This is a genomic window from Angelakisella massiliensis (assembly GCF_900104675.1).
GTDB classification, from domain to species: domain Bacteria; phylum Bacillota; class Clostridia; order Oscillospirales; family Ruminococcaceae; genus Angelakisella; species Angelakisella massiliensis.
In genome coordinates this window covers 344,768-360,437 of the sequence record NZ_LT629944.1, presented here as the reverse complement: position 1 = coordinate 360,437, position 15,670 = coordinate 344,768, and the positions used below count along the sequence as shown (strand labels likewise).

Here is a 15,670-nt window from a genome sequence, read left to right as displayed (position 1 = left end):
ATAATATGAGAGAAGAATATCCGCGTCCGGACTTTGTCCGGGAAAAATGGCAGAGCTTAAATGGGGGGTGGAATTTTAGCTGCGGTGATAAGACCACAAAAATTGAAGTCCCTTTTGTCTGCCAGAGCCAAATGAGCGGCATCGGTGAGAAAATCAAGGAAAACAAGGTAACGTATGAAAGACAGTTCACGGTTCCGCAAGAGTGGAAGGGACAAGAAATTTACCTCCACTTCGGGGCGGTGGATTACAGATGCCGGGTGTTTATCAATGATCACTGTGTGGGCTCTCATACAGGAGGCCAAACGCCCTTTACTTTCCCTATAGCGCGTTTTTTAAACTGGAAAACGGAATCCATCCGTGTGGAGGTGGAGGACCCGTTACATGATGAATCCATTCCCCGGGGAAAGCAATTTTGGGAAGACGAGTCGAAATTTATCTGGTATACCCAGAGCACCGGGATCTGGCAATCGGTATGGATCGAACCTGTTTCGGAAACACGGGTGGAGGAAATCCGTTTTACCCCCGATATCGATCGTGGAACGGTGAAAATAGATTTTTGCCTGTCTCAAACAAGTGCGCTACCATGTGCGGTGGAGATTGAGATCTCCTTTGAAGGGAAAAATGTTTTTGCCGGAAACATCATATGCGATGGTGTTAAAAACACATTGACGGTAGATGTGTTTAAAAAGAAAGCCATGGAATGCGGCGCCTTCCACTTTACGGGAAATTACTGGACTCCGGAAAACCCTGTTTTATATGATGCGGTCCTTCAGGTTTTATCCAAAGATACGGGAAAATTGCAGGATCGGGTGGCATGCTATTTTGGAATGAGAAAGGTTCATGCCGAAAAGGGAAAAATCTATTTGAATAATCAGCCCTATTACCAAAAGCTGCTGCTGGACCAGGGATATTGGGAAAATTGCCTGATGACAGCGCCGTCGGATGAAGCCTATAAACAGGACATCATCAAGGCGAAGAAAATGGGCTTCAACGGCTGCCGCAAGCATGAAAAGGTGGAAGACCCCCGTTTTCTGTACTGGGCCGATAAACTGGGCTTTTTGGTTTGGGAGGCCATGGCCAGCTTCTGGGTGTATACGGAGGAATCGGCACAGGCATTTACCAGAGAATGGATGGATGTCATCAATCGGGACTATAATCACCCTTGCATTATAGCTTGGGAGATGCTCAATGAAAGCTGGGGAGTACCCAGAATTTATGACGACCCGCAGCAGCAGGCCTTTGCCCGGAGCCTGTATTATATGGTCAAAGGTTTGGACCAGACACGCCTCGTTGTTTCCAATGACGGTTGGGAAATGACGGAAAGTGATGTTTGCGCGGTACATAGCTATAAACATGGGGAAAAGGAGGATACAAGACAACATAAGGTGTTCGCTGACAGTTTGAAATCAGTGGAGCAGCTGGAAAATATCATGGAAAGATCGGTGTATGCTAAAGGAGTTGCTTATCAGGGACAGCCTGTGGTATTGACAGAGTGCGGCGGCATCGCGCTGGCACAAGATATGAAGGATACCGTTTATCAGGATGCGGTATCTGATCCTACCCAGGGCTGGGGCTATACGACCATCTCCTCCCAGGGATTTTTAGAGGAATACGGACGCTTGATCCGATCCATCTATGATTCCCCATTGGTTTGCGGATTCTGCTATACCCAGCTTACCGATGTGGAGCAGGAAAAGAACGGGCTGCTCAATTACAGGCATGAATACAAATTTGACCCCGATGCAATCCGAAAAATCAACGAACAAAAATAAGGAAAAAGCGGCGAGCCTGGCAGTTCTGCGGCCAAGATAAGAAGGGCAGCAGGAAAACACAAGGGACAACAAGAAAGCGCAGCCGCTTTGAAATTTTCCATCAGCCTCCGATATGGCGCAAGAACAGCGGCGCCATACCGGAGGCTTTTTCGGCGGGATGGCCGGTGAGCCGGTGGAGGGATGGGATTTCTCGGTGGGTTCTCATGCTTTGGGCGCCGCAAATACGGCAGGTGGGTTCCGTGGGACAGCTGTCGGCAGGCCTTGGGCAAACAGCTCCCGGGGATGATGGGGAAGGGACAGGGAAAATCCAGCTGATATTTCGATTTTGTTCCTTTTTTCCTCCCGCCAATCGTTTGCCCCGCAAAAAGAAAGCCTCTGTTTGTTCCAGAAGAAGAACAAACAGAGGCTGATACTGTTTTAGGGATCTTTAGTCAGAAACGATCATGGTCCAATAATCGCCATACTCAGAATTGGCGTTATAATAATAGCCTACACCGATTTTGGTGATACCTTCCTTCAAAATATTAGCCTTATGTCCGGAAGAGTTCATCCAAGAATTTACCTGCTTTGCAGCTGTGTCCTTACCACCGCCGCCATTTTCTCCTCTATGGTTTGGGGTGCTCCATCCAAAGTCATCAAAAATAGTCTTCCAATCACTACCATCAGGGCGTGTATGGGCAAATTCTCTTGACATTTCTTCCGCTCTGATTGCAGCCATTTCCATCAAGTCATTGTCGGTTTCCAGCTCATTGAGGCCCGCCTTCACACGTTCGGCGTTGATAAGCTCAATGGCTTCATACACATCACCAGCTTCGGCAGAGGGCTGATCCTGTTCGGCAGAGCTGTGGGAGGAATTGGCGCTGGTATTTTCGTTGGAGGACCCATCCCCGTCCACAGGAACCAAAAATTGGGTGAAGGAATCGGTTGCGGCGTCGTAGCGGTAGCAGATCAGATTTTTCATGCTGCTATCCAGTGTCTGATTATTAATCAGATCTGTTTCCAAACCCCGATAGTCGTTGAAAGCTTTGATCCAGCCAATCGTTGGATCTAGAGAATCATAAAAGCCATTTGCTTTCAAATCCGAATCCATACTGCTCATATTGTCAGGATAGAAAAATGCAATAATATTTCTGTCGTCATCCAAAAAGGTGACCCGATCCATTGCACCGCCGAATGCAATTGCGGGTGTATTCCAATCCAGGACTTCCAGTTCACCTGTCGCAAACAAAGCCTCTGCTCTTTCCTTGGCGGATTTATTGGCGCTGACAGCGGGAGCGGATGTTCCCGTGTTGCCGGTGTCAGTGGAGGAAGAGGCGGGCTGGGAGCTTTCCGGGACAACGGAAGTGGCAGAGGAAGCCTGAGAAGAGGAGGAAGAGGCAGCCGAATTGCTCTCAGAGGCAGGGCTTGCGCTGGAGTCAGCCTGAGAGGAGGAGGAAGAAACCGCCTGGCTGCTTTCGGAGACAGAGTTGCTGGAGCTGCTTTCCTGCGCGATGGAGCTGCTGCTGGAACTGGTAAGGGCGCTTTCCGGAGCGCTGGAGGATGCTTCACCGCACCCGGCCAATACCAGCATGGAGAGAGCGGCGATACAACAAATCAATTGTACTTTTTTCATGCTTTTACCCCCTACAAAGAAAGAAACGCACAGCCGCAGCTGTACGAAAAAAAGATACTGCTTTATACCGCGGTGTGATCGGCCACAATGAACAGGGCTTGTTTTCCTCTGGGTGAAACGAAACGCACCCGTGCTGCGGAAAATGGCTGTTTTGTGACAACCCACAGCCAGTGTACCACAATTGCCCTTGTGATTCAAGGTGTCCGGTCTTGGCTGCCGGGGTGAAACCATGGAAAAACCATATCTCTTGGACAGTCGTGCATCAAAACCGATGAGAAGGATTTATAGAAGATGGGTGAAGCACCATATCGGCATATCATCAACAAAGCCTTGTTTAGCGGCACAACATAAAATGAAGAAAGGCGAACAGTGAAGAAACGAAAGAAATGAACTTCTGAAAGTCTTTGTGAGTTTTGGGGATGCGCAGATCTGCTTGATTCTTAGGAAACGGAAAATACTCGGAGCGCGACCTGGCTCCAGGCCCTTGCCTGGGGCGGCGGGAATCTACCCGCGGGCTAAAAAGCCTGCCACCGGCAGCCTTTTTGCGCGCTGCGGCGCGCCGCCCTGTTCTCTTCTCCGCCTTCTTGCCACAAAACAAAAGGCACCAACCTACGGCTGGTGCCTTTTGTTTTGGGAAGGGTGGTCAGTTTAGATCGGCGTTTGCATCGTCCTGTCAAAAGGGAGGGAGCGTTTGTGGGGGAACCGCCCCTGCGGGGAGCAGTTCTCTAGCGTTCCCCATAAGCAGGATGAAGCACCAAAGTGTAATCTGTCCCCCAGTGAGGAGCGTCAGGCCGCAGCAACCGGCTTCCATCTGAAACTGCTCCACCAAAAGAAAGAGTACCCCCTGGACTGGCCAAGCCGCTGCTGCTTTAGGTTAGGGAGAATATATAGTAGGCCGTGGGAGAGTTGTCATGGCTGCATATCAAAACACCCCATTCAGCTCCCAGAAGATAGGTATTATATGCAAGTTCATCTTCCAGAAGCACAGTGAAACAATCCTGTTCTCTTAAATAAATCACAGGCTTTTCAGGAGTAAAATTTCTCCATGTTACCACAGAACAGTTGGCGGCTAATTGGTCTATAGCATTGGAGGATAAGAGCAATTCTTCATCTGCTGGCAAACTTCTAATGCTCCAAATGGTGCGATTGGTTTTCGGATCATTGGATTCGTAATTGATGGAATACAGCTCATTTCCTGTCGAAGTAAGCAAGCTGATATTCTCGTCCAGATAAATTCTATCCTCATACCCGGAAACTTCTACAAAATGCTGATCTGTATTTTCGTCCTTGCAGATATACGCCAGTCTGGAATCGATCCATAGAGGATTCTGGGCATTTTCCCGATACAGTCTGACCTCTTTGGTCGCGAAATCGTATTCCAGAAGATTTACTCCGACCACTTTTTCTTCTTCGGTTACAACATCATCAAAGTAAACCTTTCCATCACCACTGACAATATCATTGTAAAAAGCAGAGGTATGGGCATATTCCGGCGAGAATTGATAAATCTGATTTCTTTTGCCTGTGTTCCAATCATAACAATTCAGAGAAACTGTATTGGAAGCAATGTCCGTCTCCTTATAAAGGATGAGACTATCTGTTGTGCACTCAATGGAAATCGTCCTGCCTTCGTCCAGAGTAAAAGAGGTTCGGTATTCTCCGCTCACCAGATCATAAATCCCGGCCTCCCTGATAACCGGTACAGGATCCTCCTCATACAGAAGCATCAAAAGTTGTGTTTCTGACAGTACAGCTGACACAGCAGATTTCATGGAGTTGAGTTCGGAAGGGAGAGTGAGAGGTTCAATCTGAAAATAATTCTCCCCTTTGATAAAGGGCCTATTGAATTGATAGATCATTTCATTCCTTTCGTAACTCTGGGAGCCTGAAACGGAAGAGTCCGACACGAAAAGATCGTTCGCCACAGGGTCCTGACAGCCGCACAAAAGGGTCAAAAGCACGAAAAGTATGAAAAACACTATGTCTTTTTTCATGGCTTTTTCCTCCGGTATTTTATACGAAAATCCTAGGGCATAAACACTTCCCATTTATTTGTCTCCCTGCTGAAATTATACCACAGAACGCCAACAATCACAATTTGACAGAGACAATACGAAAAAACACTGGAGCGCGGAAAGTGGATTTGAGCAAACAAAAAGAGCCTGGAACGCGAATTGCGTCCAGACTCAGTCTGGTGGTGGAGCGTCCGCAACCAACGATGAACACCCTTCGCAGTTGGTCAGGTCACCCTCAAGCCCCTCCTCGATCTCGTCCAGCAGGATGTCATCAATTGTGATTGGGGTATCGCTACCGTTCAAAACCAAGGTGAACCGGTCATCATACAAATATACCGCCCGGAGGAAGATATTGATGATTCCACGCTTGATGTTCTCGTCATTCTTGTCTCCTTGCCTGAGCGAGTAGAGATAAGCTCTAACCTGGGGTGCTGTCAAAGTCACCTGCTTCGCCATCTCGACAGCCAACTGTGCTTGCAGTTCCTCTTTTTCGTGCTGGCGTTTTTCAATTCGCTCAGTTATCATGTCAGCGGCCTGTCCCCGCTCCAATGCCTTCCAGAGATTTTCAATGGCGGTGTCTGCTTCCTGGATGGCAGCTCTGATGCGTTTGATGGATGCTGTGTCCCGGTTGGATTCACAGACCTCGGATACCGAAGCTGCGATCCGCTCAATGTTGCTGTCTGTCAGCAACTTGCGGCACTCCAGCACAACACGATCCTCGATTTTCTCTTTACTGATGACCTTCTTTTTGCATTTACGCCGTTTGAAATTATTACAGGCATAGTAGTGATAGGTCTTGCCGGATTTTCCTGTACCACCGTAACCGGTCATCATCTCCCGGCAGTAGCCACAGAACAGCTTTGTGGTGAGCAGATACTCTTCTCGCCCTCTGGCTCGGGCAGGTGCTTTTTTGTTGCGATCAAGGATATAGTGGACACGCTCAAACAGCTCATCTTCGATGATACGAGGCATACCGCCCGGCGTTTCCTGGCCTTTGTAGAGGTAATACCCGATGTAACGCCGGTTGTTCAAAATGCGGTGGACGCTGTTTTTATTAAAGGGTTTGCCAAGAGAAGTCGTGAGCTTTCTGCGGTTCAAATCACGGATAATGTCTGCGACTGTTTCTCCACTGGCATACCGTTCAAAAATCTCCCGGACAATCTTTGCTTCTTCCTCATCCACATAGTACCGACGTTCGGAATCCACCTTATAGCCCAAACCAGGATTGCTGCCATTGGCCAAACACTTTTGCGCATTGATCTCCATGCCCCGGCGAATCTTTTGGGAAAGCTCCGCTGAGTAGTATTCAGCCATACTTTCCAGAACACCTTCCACCAGAATGCCGCTGGCATCATCGCTGATGTTTTCCCGCGCGGAGATCACTCGCACACCGTTCTTTTTCAGTTTTGCCTTGTTGATGGCACTGTCATATCGGTTGCGGGCAAAACGGTCAAGCTGGTAAACCAGAACACCCTCAAAGGTATGCTTGTCACTGTCGGCAATCATCCGCTGGAACTCGGCGCGGCTGTCGGTGGTTCCGCTCTGAGCGCGGTCAATATACTCTCCGACAACGAGATAACCATTGTTTTTAGCATACTCATAGCAGGTATGGAGCTGTCCCTCAATGGATTGCTCAGTCTGGCTATGACTGGAGTAGCGAGCATAGATGACAACATTCATTATTTCGCCTCCCCAAGCATCTGTAGCAGTGTTTCCTTGAGTCGTGCATTCATAGGAGATGTGGGGTCAAAGCACATTTCCACAAACTTCTGCATCTGGGGGTCGTTCTGCTGAATTTTAGGCTTGTACTCATACAGCTTGCCCTGAGGATTGTCCGTACGTCCAAAGATATAGTCCATAGATACATCAAAGTAATCCGCATACCGGGTAAGTGTTTCAAATGTCGGCGAAGCCTGGTTAAGCTCATAACGGTTCAGGCTGGATTGCTTGACACCGACAATCTCAGCCATCTTTACTTGAGATAGTTTGACACTTTCCCGCAGAAACCGCAACCTTTCAGCTACTTCTTTCAAGAGATACACCCCCTATTTGACAGCTTCATTATATCAGATAGCAGGTTAATCTTCAACCCTATATTAGCATAATTTAAAGAAAGAAATAGCGGTATCTCATAATCTTCGAACTCCATATCTTGATCCAAGCACATTGTAGCAAGCACATTGTAGCAAGCACATTGTAGCAAGCAATGCGTGTGGATAGCCACACACAAATCCGGCAAGCAATGCGAGTGTTAATACACGCTCACATTTTCTGCCGTATGCTTGTTGAGGGCAGCGCCCCCAAGCCCCTTTTGAACACAGAATTTCATTCTATGGCTGCGCGTTCTGCGAACGCTCTTATTTGGAATTTTCCCTGGAATAGAAGCGATGCTATCTAATGCTATTGCGTAAAACACTTACCTATAGCACAGCATTATCTATCCACATCTCGCACTGGCTCATTACAATCTGTACCGCTTCCTCCATGATATTTCCTCCTAAGCATCTCGCCAACTGGGATAATTAAAAGGTATTGTGTGATCAATGAATTCTTTATATTATCTCCATCAATTTCTTATTAAGCTTCAGCCAGTCCTGGTCGTCCTCATAGGTCGGGAGAACTGTTTTTACTCTTGCCCAGAATGCAGGACTGTGGTTCTTGTAAGTGATGTGGCTCAACTCATGCACAACAACATAATCAATCACGGAGAGAGGACACATGACGAGCCTCCACGCAAAGTTCAGATTATTCTTCGTGCTGCAAGAACCCCATCGAGCCTTTGCCTCCGACAGCTTTACGGTTCCGGGCGTAACGCCCATGACATTCGCATACAGAGCAACCCGCTCTGATATGGTCTGCATAGCCTGTTCCTTTAGCCATGCGGTCAGTGCCTCAACATCGTAGGTTTCCGGGACAATCAGTTCATTTCCGGACACTTCGACCGCATCGACCGCATCCTTGATGATGGCGTAATTGCTGCCGAGGTACATAATGCTCTCGCCGGTTTCCACGACAACAGGAGGATGCTTTTCTCCGAAGACTGCTACCTGCTGTTGCTTTTCATTAATCCAGCGTCTTTTCTTGCGGACAAACTCATCTATCACGGTGTCCGGCATAAGAGCCGGAGCGCGAACTATGAGGTTTGCCTCGTTATCTATTACAAGTGCCACGCTCTTTCTGTTGGAGCGCACCACCTGATATGCTATTTCCTGCATCAGTCATCCCTCCCGAAATGCTGATAGCCGAGTTCCATCAGTTTCTGTGCGATGTCCTTGCGGCGTTTCACGATATCCGGTACAAACTTCTTGATCTCAGGTGAAATCAGCTGTTTGATGATATATGTGCGGAGTTCCTGCTGCAGCGCCACATTATTCCAGAAGTTGACAGCGACCGTTTCCTGCTTGAATCGGTTCAGAACATTATCCGTCAGATTCTTCATCATGGTCATCTGCTCATCGGACAATTCTTCAAAAGTCTTTTTCCCGAAGAACTCCGTCTTCAGAAGACCGAGGAACGGCATCTCGTGTGTCGCATCATAACCGTAGGTGTTTTCCTTCGCACGACCGGCTTTGATATCGCGGCGCAGCTGTTCGAGAGCCTTACGGAGTTCTGCCCAGTTGTTTTTGAACTCTTCCAGAATCTGTTCCAACCGCTCACTCAAGCGAGCATACAATTCTGGGTCTTTCGGCATATTAATGTTGATAAACTCGCGGACAGCATATTTGATTTCTTCGCTAACCGCACGATCACTCTTTTTGCTCTGGCCGCCTTTCAGGAAGTCATCCGAAAGCAAGGAAATGGGTGCAATTTCCATATCCACACCGTTGACTTTGAGGTATTCCTCGATAATGGCTCGGACTTTCTTGCTGGCATCCTTATTGGAGAACCTTGGATTTCTGGTCATCTTTGCTACGGATTCACGAATGAAAGCAAGCGCCTTGTAATCCTCGCTATACTCCAATGCTGCCGGATTCGGAAGAACACGGTCAAACAAGCGTGACATAACAGAGACCCGTCCATTGAATTCTTCCCGGAGTTCCTCATCAATGCAAAGTTCCTCAATAATGTCGGAGGTCTGCGAAAGTGCGTAACCGACCTTTTCGTTAAGGAACTGGATAATCTCGTTGTACGCCGTATTCAGTGCATCAATATCCTTGGACTTGTCACGAAGGGATGACAAAATCTCATCCCTATCAGCATCAGCATAATCGGCAAGAGCGTCTTTAAGATGGTTTGTGATACCCACATAATCTACCAAGTATCCGCACTTTTTATTTGCTCCGCAAGTGCGATTCACTCTTGTGATGGCCTGCAGGAGATTATGGTTTGTCAACTTCTTGTCAAGATACATGACCTGCTCAACAGGAGCGTCAAACCCTGTCAGCAGCATGGCGGTAACGATTAGGATGCCGTAATTGCCATCACCACCTTTAAGGCCGATCTCTCCGAACGGTGCCTTAAAGCCGTCAATGATGAGTTCATTCTCACTCTCATTTGTATACTGTTTCAGGTGCTGATCCTCGTTTGCACCGCCGGACGAGATGATGCAGGCAGTTTTGAGTTTCTTCAGCTGTTCGATATCAATGTGGTTCGGATTGCTGCATTCCAGCTCTTCTATTTTCTTGGGAAGGAGTGCATCAATCGCTTTCTTATATCGGTATGCCGCTTCTTTACTGACTCCGACGACCTGCGCTTTAAATCCGTTGGTGAAAACTGTATTGATATAATGGTCGAGCATATCAGCAGCTTTTTCGCTTATAACTTCCTGCGCCTCAAGATATCCTCTGACAGTGTACTTGCCAAGGATTTCAAGCTGTTCATCATCTTCGAGATAGCCAAAAACATCGATAAATGCGTGGTTCATGGCATCGTGATCGGTAATCTCGCTGTCCGTTGCACGACCTTCATATTTGATTTCTACGACAATACCGTCTTCCTCGGCTTGTCGCATTGTATAGGTATCAATGTAACCACCGAAGTTATCAACAGTCTTGGTAATCGGAGTCCCCGTAAATGCGACCTTTACCGAGTTAGGCATACTTTTCCACATATTTGCAGCCAATTCAGAGTATTCGGAACGGTGCGCCTCATCGATCATAACCAGAATGCGATCGCTTGTATTGAGAACCGGGAATGTGGAAACTGAAGTTCTCTGTTCCAAAGAGCCGGTTTTCTTACCCTTCTTATCCTTGCTCTTTTCCGCCTCGCCGAATTTGTGAACCATCGCAACCGTAACATCGCTTGCAGTATTCTTGATGAGATCTTTCAGTCCATCGATGCTGCCAGCAATGTTGATGGCATACTTCACGGTCTTCGTGGTCTTGAACATCTGCGTCTGCAGGTCTTTTCTGTCCACGATTAGAACGACCTTGTAGTTGTTTAAATCGAAGGAATTGTACATCTTGCGGATAACAAACATCATGGTGAGCGTTTTGCCCGTACCCTGGGTATGCCAGAGCGTACCGCCTTTTTCTCCCTTATCGGCAGTACGCAGTCGCTCGATAATTTTGGATGCGCCGCGATACTGCATATAGCGGGGAACGAGTTTCACACGGATGCCGTTGTCCTCATCTTTATACGCTATGAAGTTCTGGACAATATCAAGGAGGTGGGATGGTTCAAGCATACCCGCCACAGCAATCTCCTGTGCCGAAGGCTTGCCGTTAGGATTGATATCACGAAGCTTGTATGGATAGGCATCTTTCCACTCCATAAAATGGCTGACACCGCCTGTGATGCTAGAATAGCGGCAATCATGGAAACAGGTGGACATGATAATCTGATTGAAGTAGAACAGTTCCGGCACACCTTCCAGCTCTTCAGCACCTCTGCGGTTCTGGTAACGCATCAGCTGGTCGATGCCTTCTGCCATCGGTTCTGTGATATCTGGCGCCTTGCACTCGATGACCACGAGAGGCAGACCGTTTACAAACAGGACAATATCGGGAATGATATACTCCTCTTTGCCGGGAATGCGAACCTTATACTGGCTGATGGCAAGGAAGTCGTTATCAGTAGCGTTGGGACCGTCATAGGCATCCACATCCCTCCAGTCGATAAGACGTACAGGACAGTTTATCTCGCCACTTTCTTCGTTGTCGGCAGACAGCCCTTCCGTAATGCGGTCATAAACTTCCTCGTTGTTTTCAAGAATCTGCCGAAGTGGATGAGGATAGTTCTGAACCTGAACACAGAGATCGTCGACCTGGACATCGTTCAGCCACGGATTTAGACGCTTCAGGGCAGCTTTCAGGCGCGACACGATAACGACCTCCGAGAAGGACTCCCGGAAACTCTTCTGAGGATCGTGCTTTTCGCTGTCATCCAGTTGGACGACTGTCCATCCCAACTGTTTTAGTTGTTCAAGCAGGGGAGTCTCCACATACATCAATTCAGATGGTCTTCCTGCCATAAACGCCGCCTCCTTATATCATAGTCACATCTACTAAACCAGACAGTAAATCATGCATCATTCCAACTTTGATACTTTCCATCTTGTTATAGTACTGTACTTCTCGTTCTATTTTCTCATCTACTATCCGCAGTTTTTCTACAACTGCTTCTTGTTCCTGCATACTCAACACTGGAACTTTTATTTCAAGAATATTTTTCAAAGGCAACTTTGCTTGAACCTCGCCAACTGTTCCACTCGCAATTTCTTTCTGCCCGTACTCCGATTTGAGAAAATAGTATAAAAACTCAGGACTATAACCTTTGATGTTTGCAATTTTGGCACAATTTTCTGTTAAGTTAGCTTTATCAAGCGTTTCTCCCACAAGAGCAACCGCACCAACAGTTCCGACAATAGAAATAATCAAATCTCCGGCATCTACTATGTATCTCGAAATCTTGTGAAAATCTGATTCTTCTACATACATGAAATCGTCTGTCAATTCCACAACCTTCGGTTTTGTCATATCTCTAACGCGAATATATGGGTGTGCTGTTTTAGCAATCGTCAATTCAGAGCCTTTAGGGATGCGCTTGCCACCAAGTGCGTTAGCAAAAGTTCCCATTTTAACTGTATTCTCATCCTTGATACTTTCGATAAGTATATCTTGAACAACACCTTTCATTAGAGATGTGTATTTCTGAATTAAATCCCTTGTCTTGTCGATGACAGCATCAATAGACTCCAGCACCTCTACAATTTTCTTCTGTGTCGGTACGTCAGGAGCCTCAAATACAAACTTGTAGAAATTTCTCTGCGTCAGTCCTTTTATAGTCGTCCCCGTGAGTATGTTCTTCATGAAATCTGTGAAGATTTGAGAATTTAGAACATAGTACAGGTATTCCGGCTCAACAGAGCCATCCTTGGATCGAACCAGGAAGATGTGGCTGTTAAGGGTAGCCTGCTCCGGGCAATCCACCACAAACGCTGTCTTCCCGACAGTACCGTCCTTTGTTACCAGCAGGTCGTTTTCACGGAGCTGGATGCCCTTGTCTTGCTCATAACGGTCAACGGAAACATGGTAGCAGTCATCCCAATCGACTCTGCCGTTATGGAAATCTACACCCGTTACAAGGTATGGTCCCTCTGTCTTAAACTCATCTGACCGCAGTCCCTGCCAACCGATGCGGGCACGCAGGGAGAAGCAGTCGACAAGCGTATGCTTTGTCATGGAGGTCATGCGTCAACCTCCTTTTTCGGAATATATCCCAATTGCGCGAGGAATCCGTTCAGCTTGTCCTCGGCGGCTTTCCGCTCGTCCAACAGCGTGGTAACGGAAACATGGTACTTCTCCCACAGTTTATTGACCGCACGGATGGTTTTCTGCACCTCGGCGGAAAGGTAAGCGTCCAGTTCCTCCACGAAACCGTCATGGAGAAGCTGCATCACGAGGTCTTCGCATTGCTCCTCGGTCAGTTCCTCTCGGATAGCATCGATTTTATCCTGCAGCTCTTTTTCCTTCTTCTTGACCTCTCTGCCAAGACGGTTCTTTTCCTTCTTGAGCGCGGCGATCTGCTTCAGAGACGCCTTTGCCTCGTCCGTTCCCAGGCTCTTGAGATAAGTCTCGACCTCTTTCACGGACGGTTCCTTCGGCTCTTTCTCCTCATCGCCGTCCTCGGAATCATCGTCATCAGTCTCCATTTCAATGGAGGCTACATACGCCATCAGGTCAGCCTGCGCATTTTCCGCATCATCACGGAGCCTGTGAAGTTCTTCCAGTTCGTCAGCAAAATGCTCCGAGGCAATCTTATCATCGCTGACAAGTGAGGCAACGAAGCCCTCGGAACTGATGGTCTTGAAAACATTCTTGATACGGATGACTTCCTTGACGTCAACCTTCGTTTCCTTGCCCTCGACCGACTGCTCGATCTCCGTATATTCACGGACAGTGTAGCTGTGTTCCCACCAGTTGGCGAATACGCCCTGGCATTGGAACTGATCCAGAATACCGAGCGGTTCAAGCGTCTCCACGAGAAGATTGGTAAACTTTATGGCAAACTCGGCAATACCCATATCGGTATGAACACTGTTGACGGCGAGAGCGGCTTCTATCCAGAAATCTTCAAATGCTCCGTGCATTCGCTCCTTTGCGCTAAGAACGCCCGCATGATCTGAAATGTAGGATTTAATCATTCCTTTTGTGGCGCATCTCTTCAGGAAGTCGGAGTATCCGTCTCCTCTGTCAGAAAAGATGTCCGCAGGGGCTATATCGTACTTTGCAATCAGTCCGTTCAATGCCTCAATCTCTACATTCGGTACGCCACCGAGCATATGCGCACGGACATCATGCGGCTCCTGCGGCGGAGCATTGTCGACATAGCGACTAATGTTGAGATTAGCATCGTTTGTCTTTTCATCAAGAATATCCGCAATCTTTACGATCTTAGAATATCCGGGGACCTCGACCATATTATCGAATACCCAGACGATTTTCTCGGTATCTTCCGGGCGCAGGAAGTTCTGATTCTTGCCTTCACCATATTCCGCATCGGCATTGATGATTAGCACCTTGTCCTTGAGTTTCTTAGGCTTCTTTTTGTTGATAACCAGAAGACAGGTAGGGATAGTGGTGCCGTAAAACAAATCAGGCGGCAGGCTAATAATTGCCTGTACAATAATCCTGTTTGTCCGTGAGAATGCCCTTACGGATAGTTTTCTCCGCACCGCCACGGAACAAAACGCCGTGAGGCATGACCGTTATCATCATGCCGTCCGGTTTTGTGCTGGCAATCATGTGCTGCACAAACATCAAATCGGCTTTTTTGCCGGTCTGAGGAGCCCACCCATAGACAAAGCGGTTCTGGCACTTCATTTTATCGTTCTTTGTATAATTCTGTGAGAATGGAGGATTTGCAATCACGCGGTCAAACTGACGCACCGATCCGTTCTTCTGCCAATATGGTTCCATCAGGGTATCGCCGTGCTGAATGTCGGCATCCTTGATGTCGTGCATGATCATATTCATCTTACAAATCGACCATACCGTTGCAGCATCGTCCTGCCCGAACAGAGCCAGCTTACGTCCATCGCCGCCTTGCTCCTCAACATACTGCTTGCTGTGAATAAGCATACCGCCGCTGCCGACCGTGGGATCGTATATTTCCATGTTTTCCTGCGGCTTAATGATTCGCACCATCAGTTGAACGACAGTTGACGGCGTATAGAATTCTCCGCCTTTCTTTCCGGCAGAGTCCGCAAAGTTCTTGATCATGTATTCATAGGCTGCTCCAAGCAGGTCGGGGAACACAAAATTATCATTTGTCAGCTTGTACTTATTGAAATGCCAGACAAGTTGAACGAGGCGCTCATTTGTAATGATCTGCTTGTTCTTAACCTTTTTTGCAAAATCAATGTTCTTCAAAACGCCATCAAGCTGGATGTTTTCTTTTTCTATGGCAACAAGGGCGCGTTTCAGCTTGGCAGCAACATCCACTTTGACATGGAGCAGTCCCGTCCAGCCATCGCCGTTATCCTCGCACTCCCAACGCGCCTCACGAGGCACAAAAAAAGTACTGCCGTAAGAAGTCTTATCCTCAAGAAAATCCTCCAGTTCTTCCGGCGTCAAATCATCTTTATATTCCGCTTCCAGTTCTTTACGTTTCTGCATGAAGTTATCGGAAAGTCTCTTTAGAAAGAGCATTCCAAAGATGTATTCCTTAAACTCAGAAGCGTCCATTTTGCCACGGAGAATATCTGCTGCTTTCAACAGATGGCTTTCCAATTGAGATATTGTTAATTTAGGCATGATAAATTCTCCCTCATGTTTTATTTGTTGTCATTTGGCTTCGGTGCACACCTTGTATTCCGCTAGGTGCGGCCC

General features: G+C 47.5%; 10 protein-coding genes. 1 reads left to right on the top strand and 9 read right to left on the bottom strand.

What is annotated here, in order from left to right; genetic code table 11:
• Positions 1-5 precede the first annotated feature (5 nt).
• Positions 6-1,772 carry a glycoside hydrolase family 2 protein gene (locus BQ5383_RS02220; protein ID WP_071429144.1) on the top strand — a complete coding sequence of 589 codons (1,767 nt, stop codon included), beginning with the start codon at positions 6-8 and terminating at the stop codon, positions 1,770-1,772.
• Between the two features lie 427 nt (positions 1,773-2,199).
• On the opposite strand, the gene BQ5383_RS20350 is transcribed toward BQ5383_RS02220, so the two are convergent.
• From BQ5383_RS20350 to BQ5383_RS21745, 9 genes are all read right to left on the bottom strand, one after another.
• A complete protein-coding gene (locus tag BQ5383_RS20350) occupies positions 2,200-3,384 on the bottom strand; it encodes a CAP domain-containing protein (protein WP_071429143.1) in 1,185 nt (394 codons plus the stop codon).
• Positions 3,385-4,253: 869 nt separating this feature from the next.
• Positions 4,254-5,432, bottom strand: coding sequence for a hypothetical protein (locus BQ5383_RS02210; protein WP_071429142.1), 1,179 nt, complete (start codon positions 5,430-5,432; stop codon positions 4,254-4,256).
• 138 nt (positions 5,433-5,570) lie between these two features.
• Positions 5,571-7,079 (bottom strand): recombinase family protein, encoded by a 1,509-nt coding sequence (locus BQ5383_RS02205; RefSeq protein WP_071429141.1) that lies wholly within the window; start codon positions 7,077-7,079, stop codon positions 5,571-5,573.
• Positions 7,079-7,432, bottom strand: coding sequence for a helix-turn-helix domain-containing protein (locus BQ5383_RS02200; protein ID WP_071429140.1), 354 nt, complete (start codon positions 7,430-7,432; stop codon positions 7,079-7,081). Before BQ5383_RS02200 ends, BQ5383_RS02205 begins: the two co-directional genes overlap by 1 nt.
• Before the next feature lie 519 nt (positions 7,433-7,951).
• On the bottom strand, positions 7,952-8,614 hold the full coding sequence (locus BQ5383_RS02195) for a M48 family metallopeptidase (RefSeq protein ID WP_071429139.1): 663 nt from the start codon (positions 8,612-8,614) through the stop codon (positions 7,952-7,954).
• Positions 8,614-11,811 (bottom strand): type I restriction endonuclease subunit R, encoded by a 3,198-nt coding sequence (locus BQ5383_RS02190; protein WP_071429138.1) that lies wholly within the window; start codon positions 11,809-11,811, stop codon positions 8,614-8,616. Before BQ5383_RS02190 ends, BQ5383_RS02195 begins: the two co-directional genes overlap by 1 nt.
• Positions 11,812-11,824: 13 nt before the next feature.
• Positions 11,825-13,030: a restriction endonuclease subunit S gene (locus BQ5383_RS02185; protein ID WP_071429137.1), complete on the bottom strand. Its 1,206-nt coding sequence runs from the start codon at positions 13,028-13,030 to the stop codon at positions 11,825-11,827.
• Positions 13,027-14,520, bottom strand: a complete 1,494-nt coding sequence (locus BQ5383_RS21750; protein WP_268874617.1) for an N-6 DNA methylase — start codon at positions 14,518-14,520, stop codon at positions 13,027-13,029. The genes BQ5383_RS02185 and BQ5383_RS21750 overlap by 4 nt, the downstream gene beginning before the upstream one ends.
• On the bottom strand, positions 14,447-15,595 hold the full coding sequence (locus tag BQ5383_RS21745; RefSeq protein WP_268874616.1) for a type I restriction-modification system subunit M: 1,149 nt from the start codon (positions 15,593-15,595) through the stop codon (positions 14,447-14,449). Before BQ5383_RS21745 ends, BQ5383_RS21750 begins: the two co-directional genes overlap by 74 nt.
• Positions 15,596-15,670: the final 75 nt, after the last annotated feature.

What these genes read in the sequence shown, in the direction of transcription:
- BQ5383_RS02220 (WP_071429144.1), top strand. Translation starts at nt 6, where the DNA reads ATGAGAGAAGAATATCCGCGTCCGGACTTTGTCCGGGAAAAATGGCAG.
- BQ5383_RS20350 (WP_071429143.1), bottom strand. Translation starts at nt 3,384, where the DNA reads ATGAAAAAAGTACAATTGATTTGTTGTATCGCCGCTCTCTCCATGCTG.
- BQ5383_RS02210 (WP_071429142.1), bottom strand. Translation starts at nt 5,432, where the DNA reads ATGGGAAGTGTTTATGCCCTAGGATTTTCGTATAAAATACCGGAGGAA.
- BQ5383_RS02205 (WP_071429141.1), bottom strand. Translation starts at nt 7,079, where the DNA reads ATGAATGTTGTCATCTATGCTCGCTACTCCAGTCATAGCCAGACTGAG.
- BQ5383_RS02195 (WP_071429139.1), bottom strand. Translation starts at nt 8,614, where the DNA reads ATGCAGGAAATAGCATATCAGGTGGTGCGCTCCAACAGAAAGAGCGTG.
- BQ5383_RS02190 (WP_071429138.1), bottom strand. Translation starts at nt 11,811, where the DNA reads ATGGCAGGAAGACCATCTGAATTGATGTATGTGGAGACTCCCCTGCTT.
- BQ5383_RS02185 (WP_071429137.1), bottom strand. Translation starts at nt 13,030, where the DNA reads ATGACCTCCATGACAAAGCATACGCTTGTCGACTGCTTCTCCCTGCGT.
- BQ5383_RS21745 (WP_268874616.1), bottom strand. Translation starts at nt 15,595, where the DNA reads ATGCCTAAATTAACAATATCTCAATTGGAAAGCCATCTGTTGAAAGCA.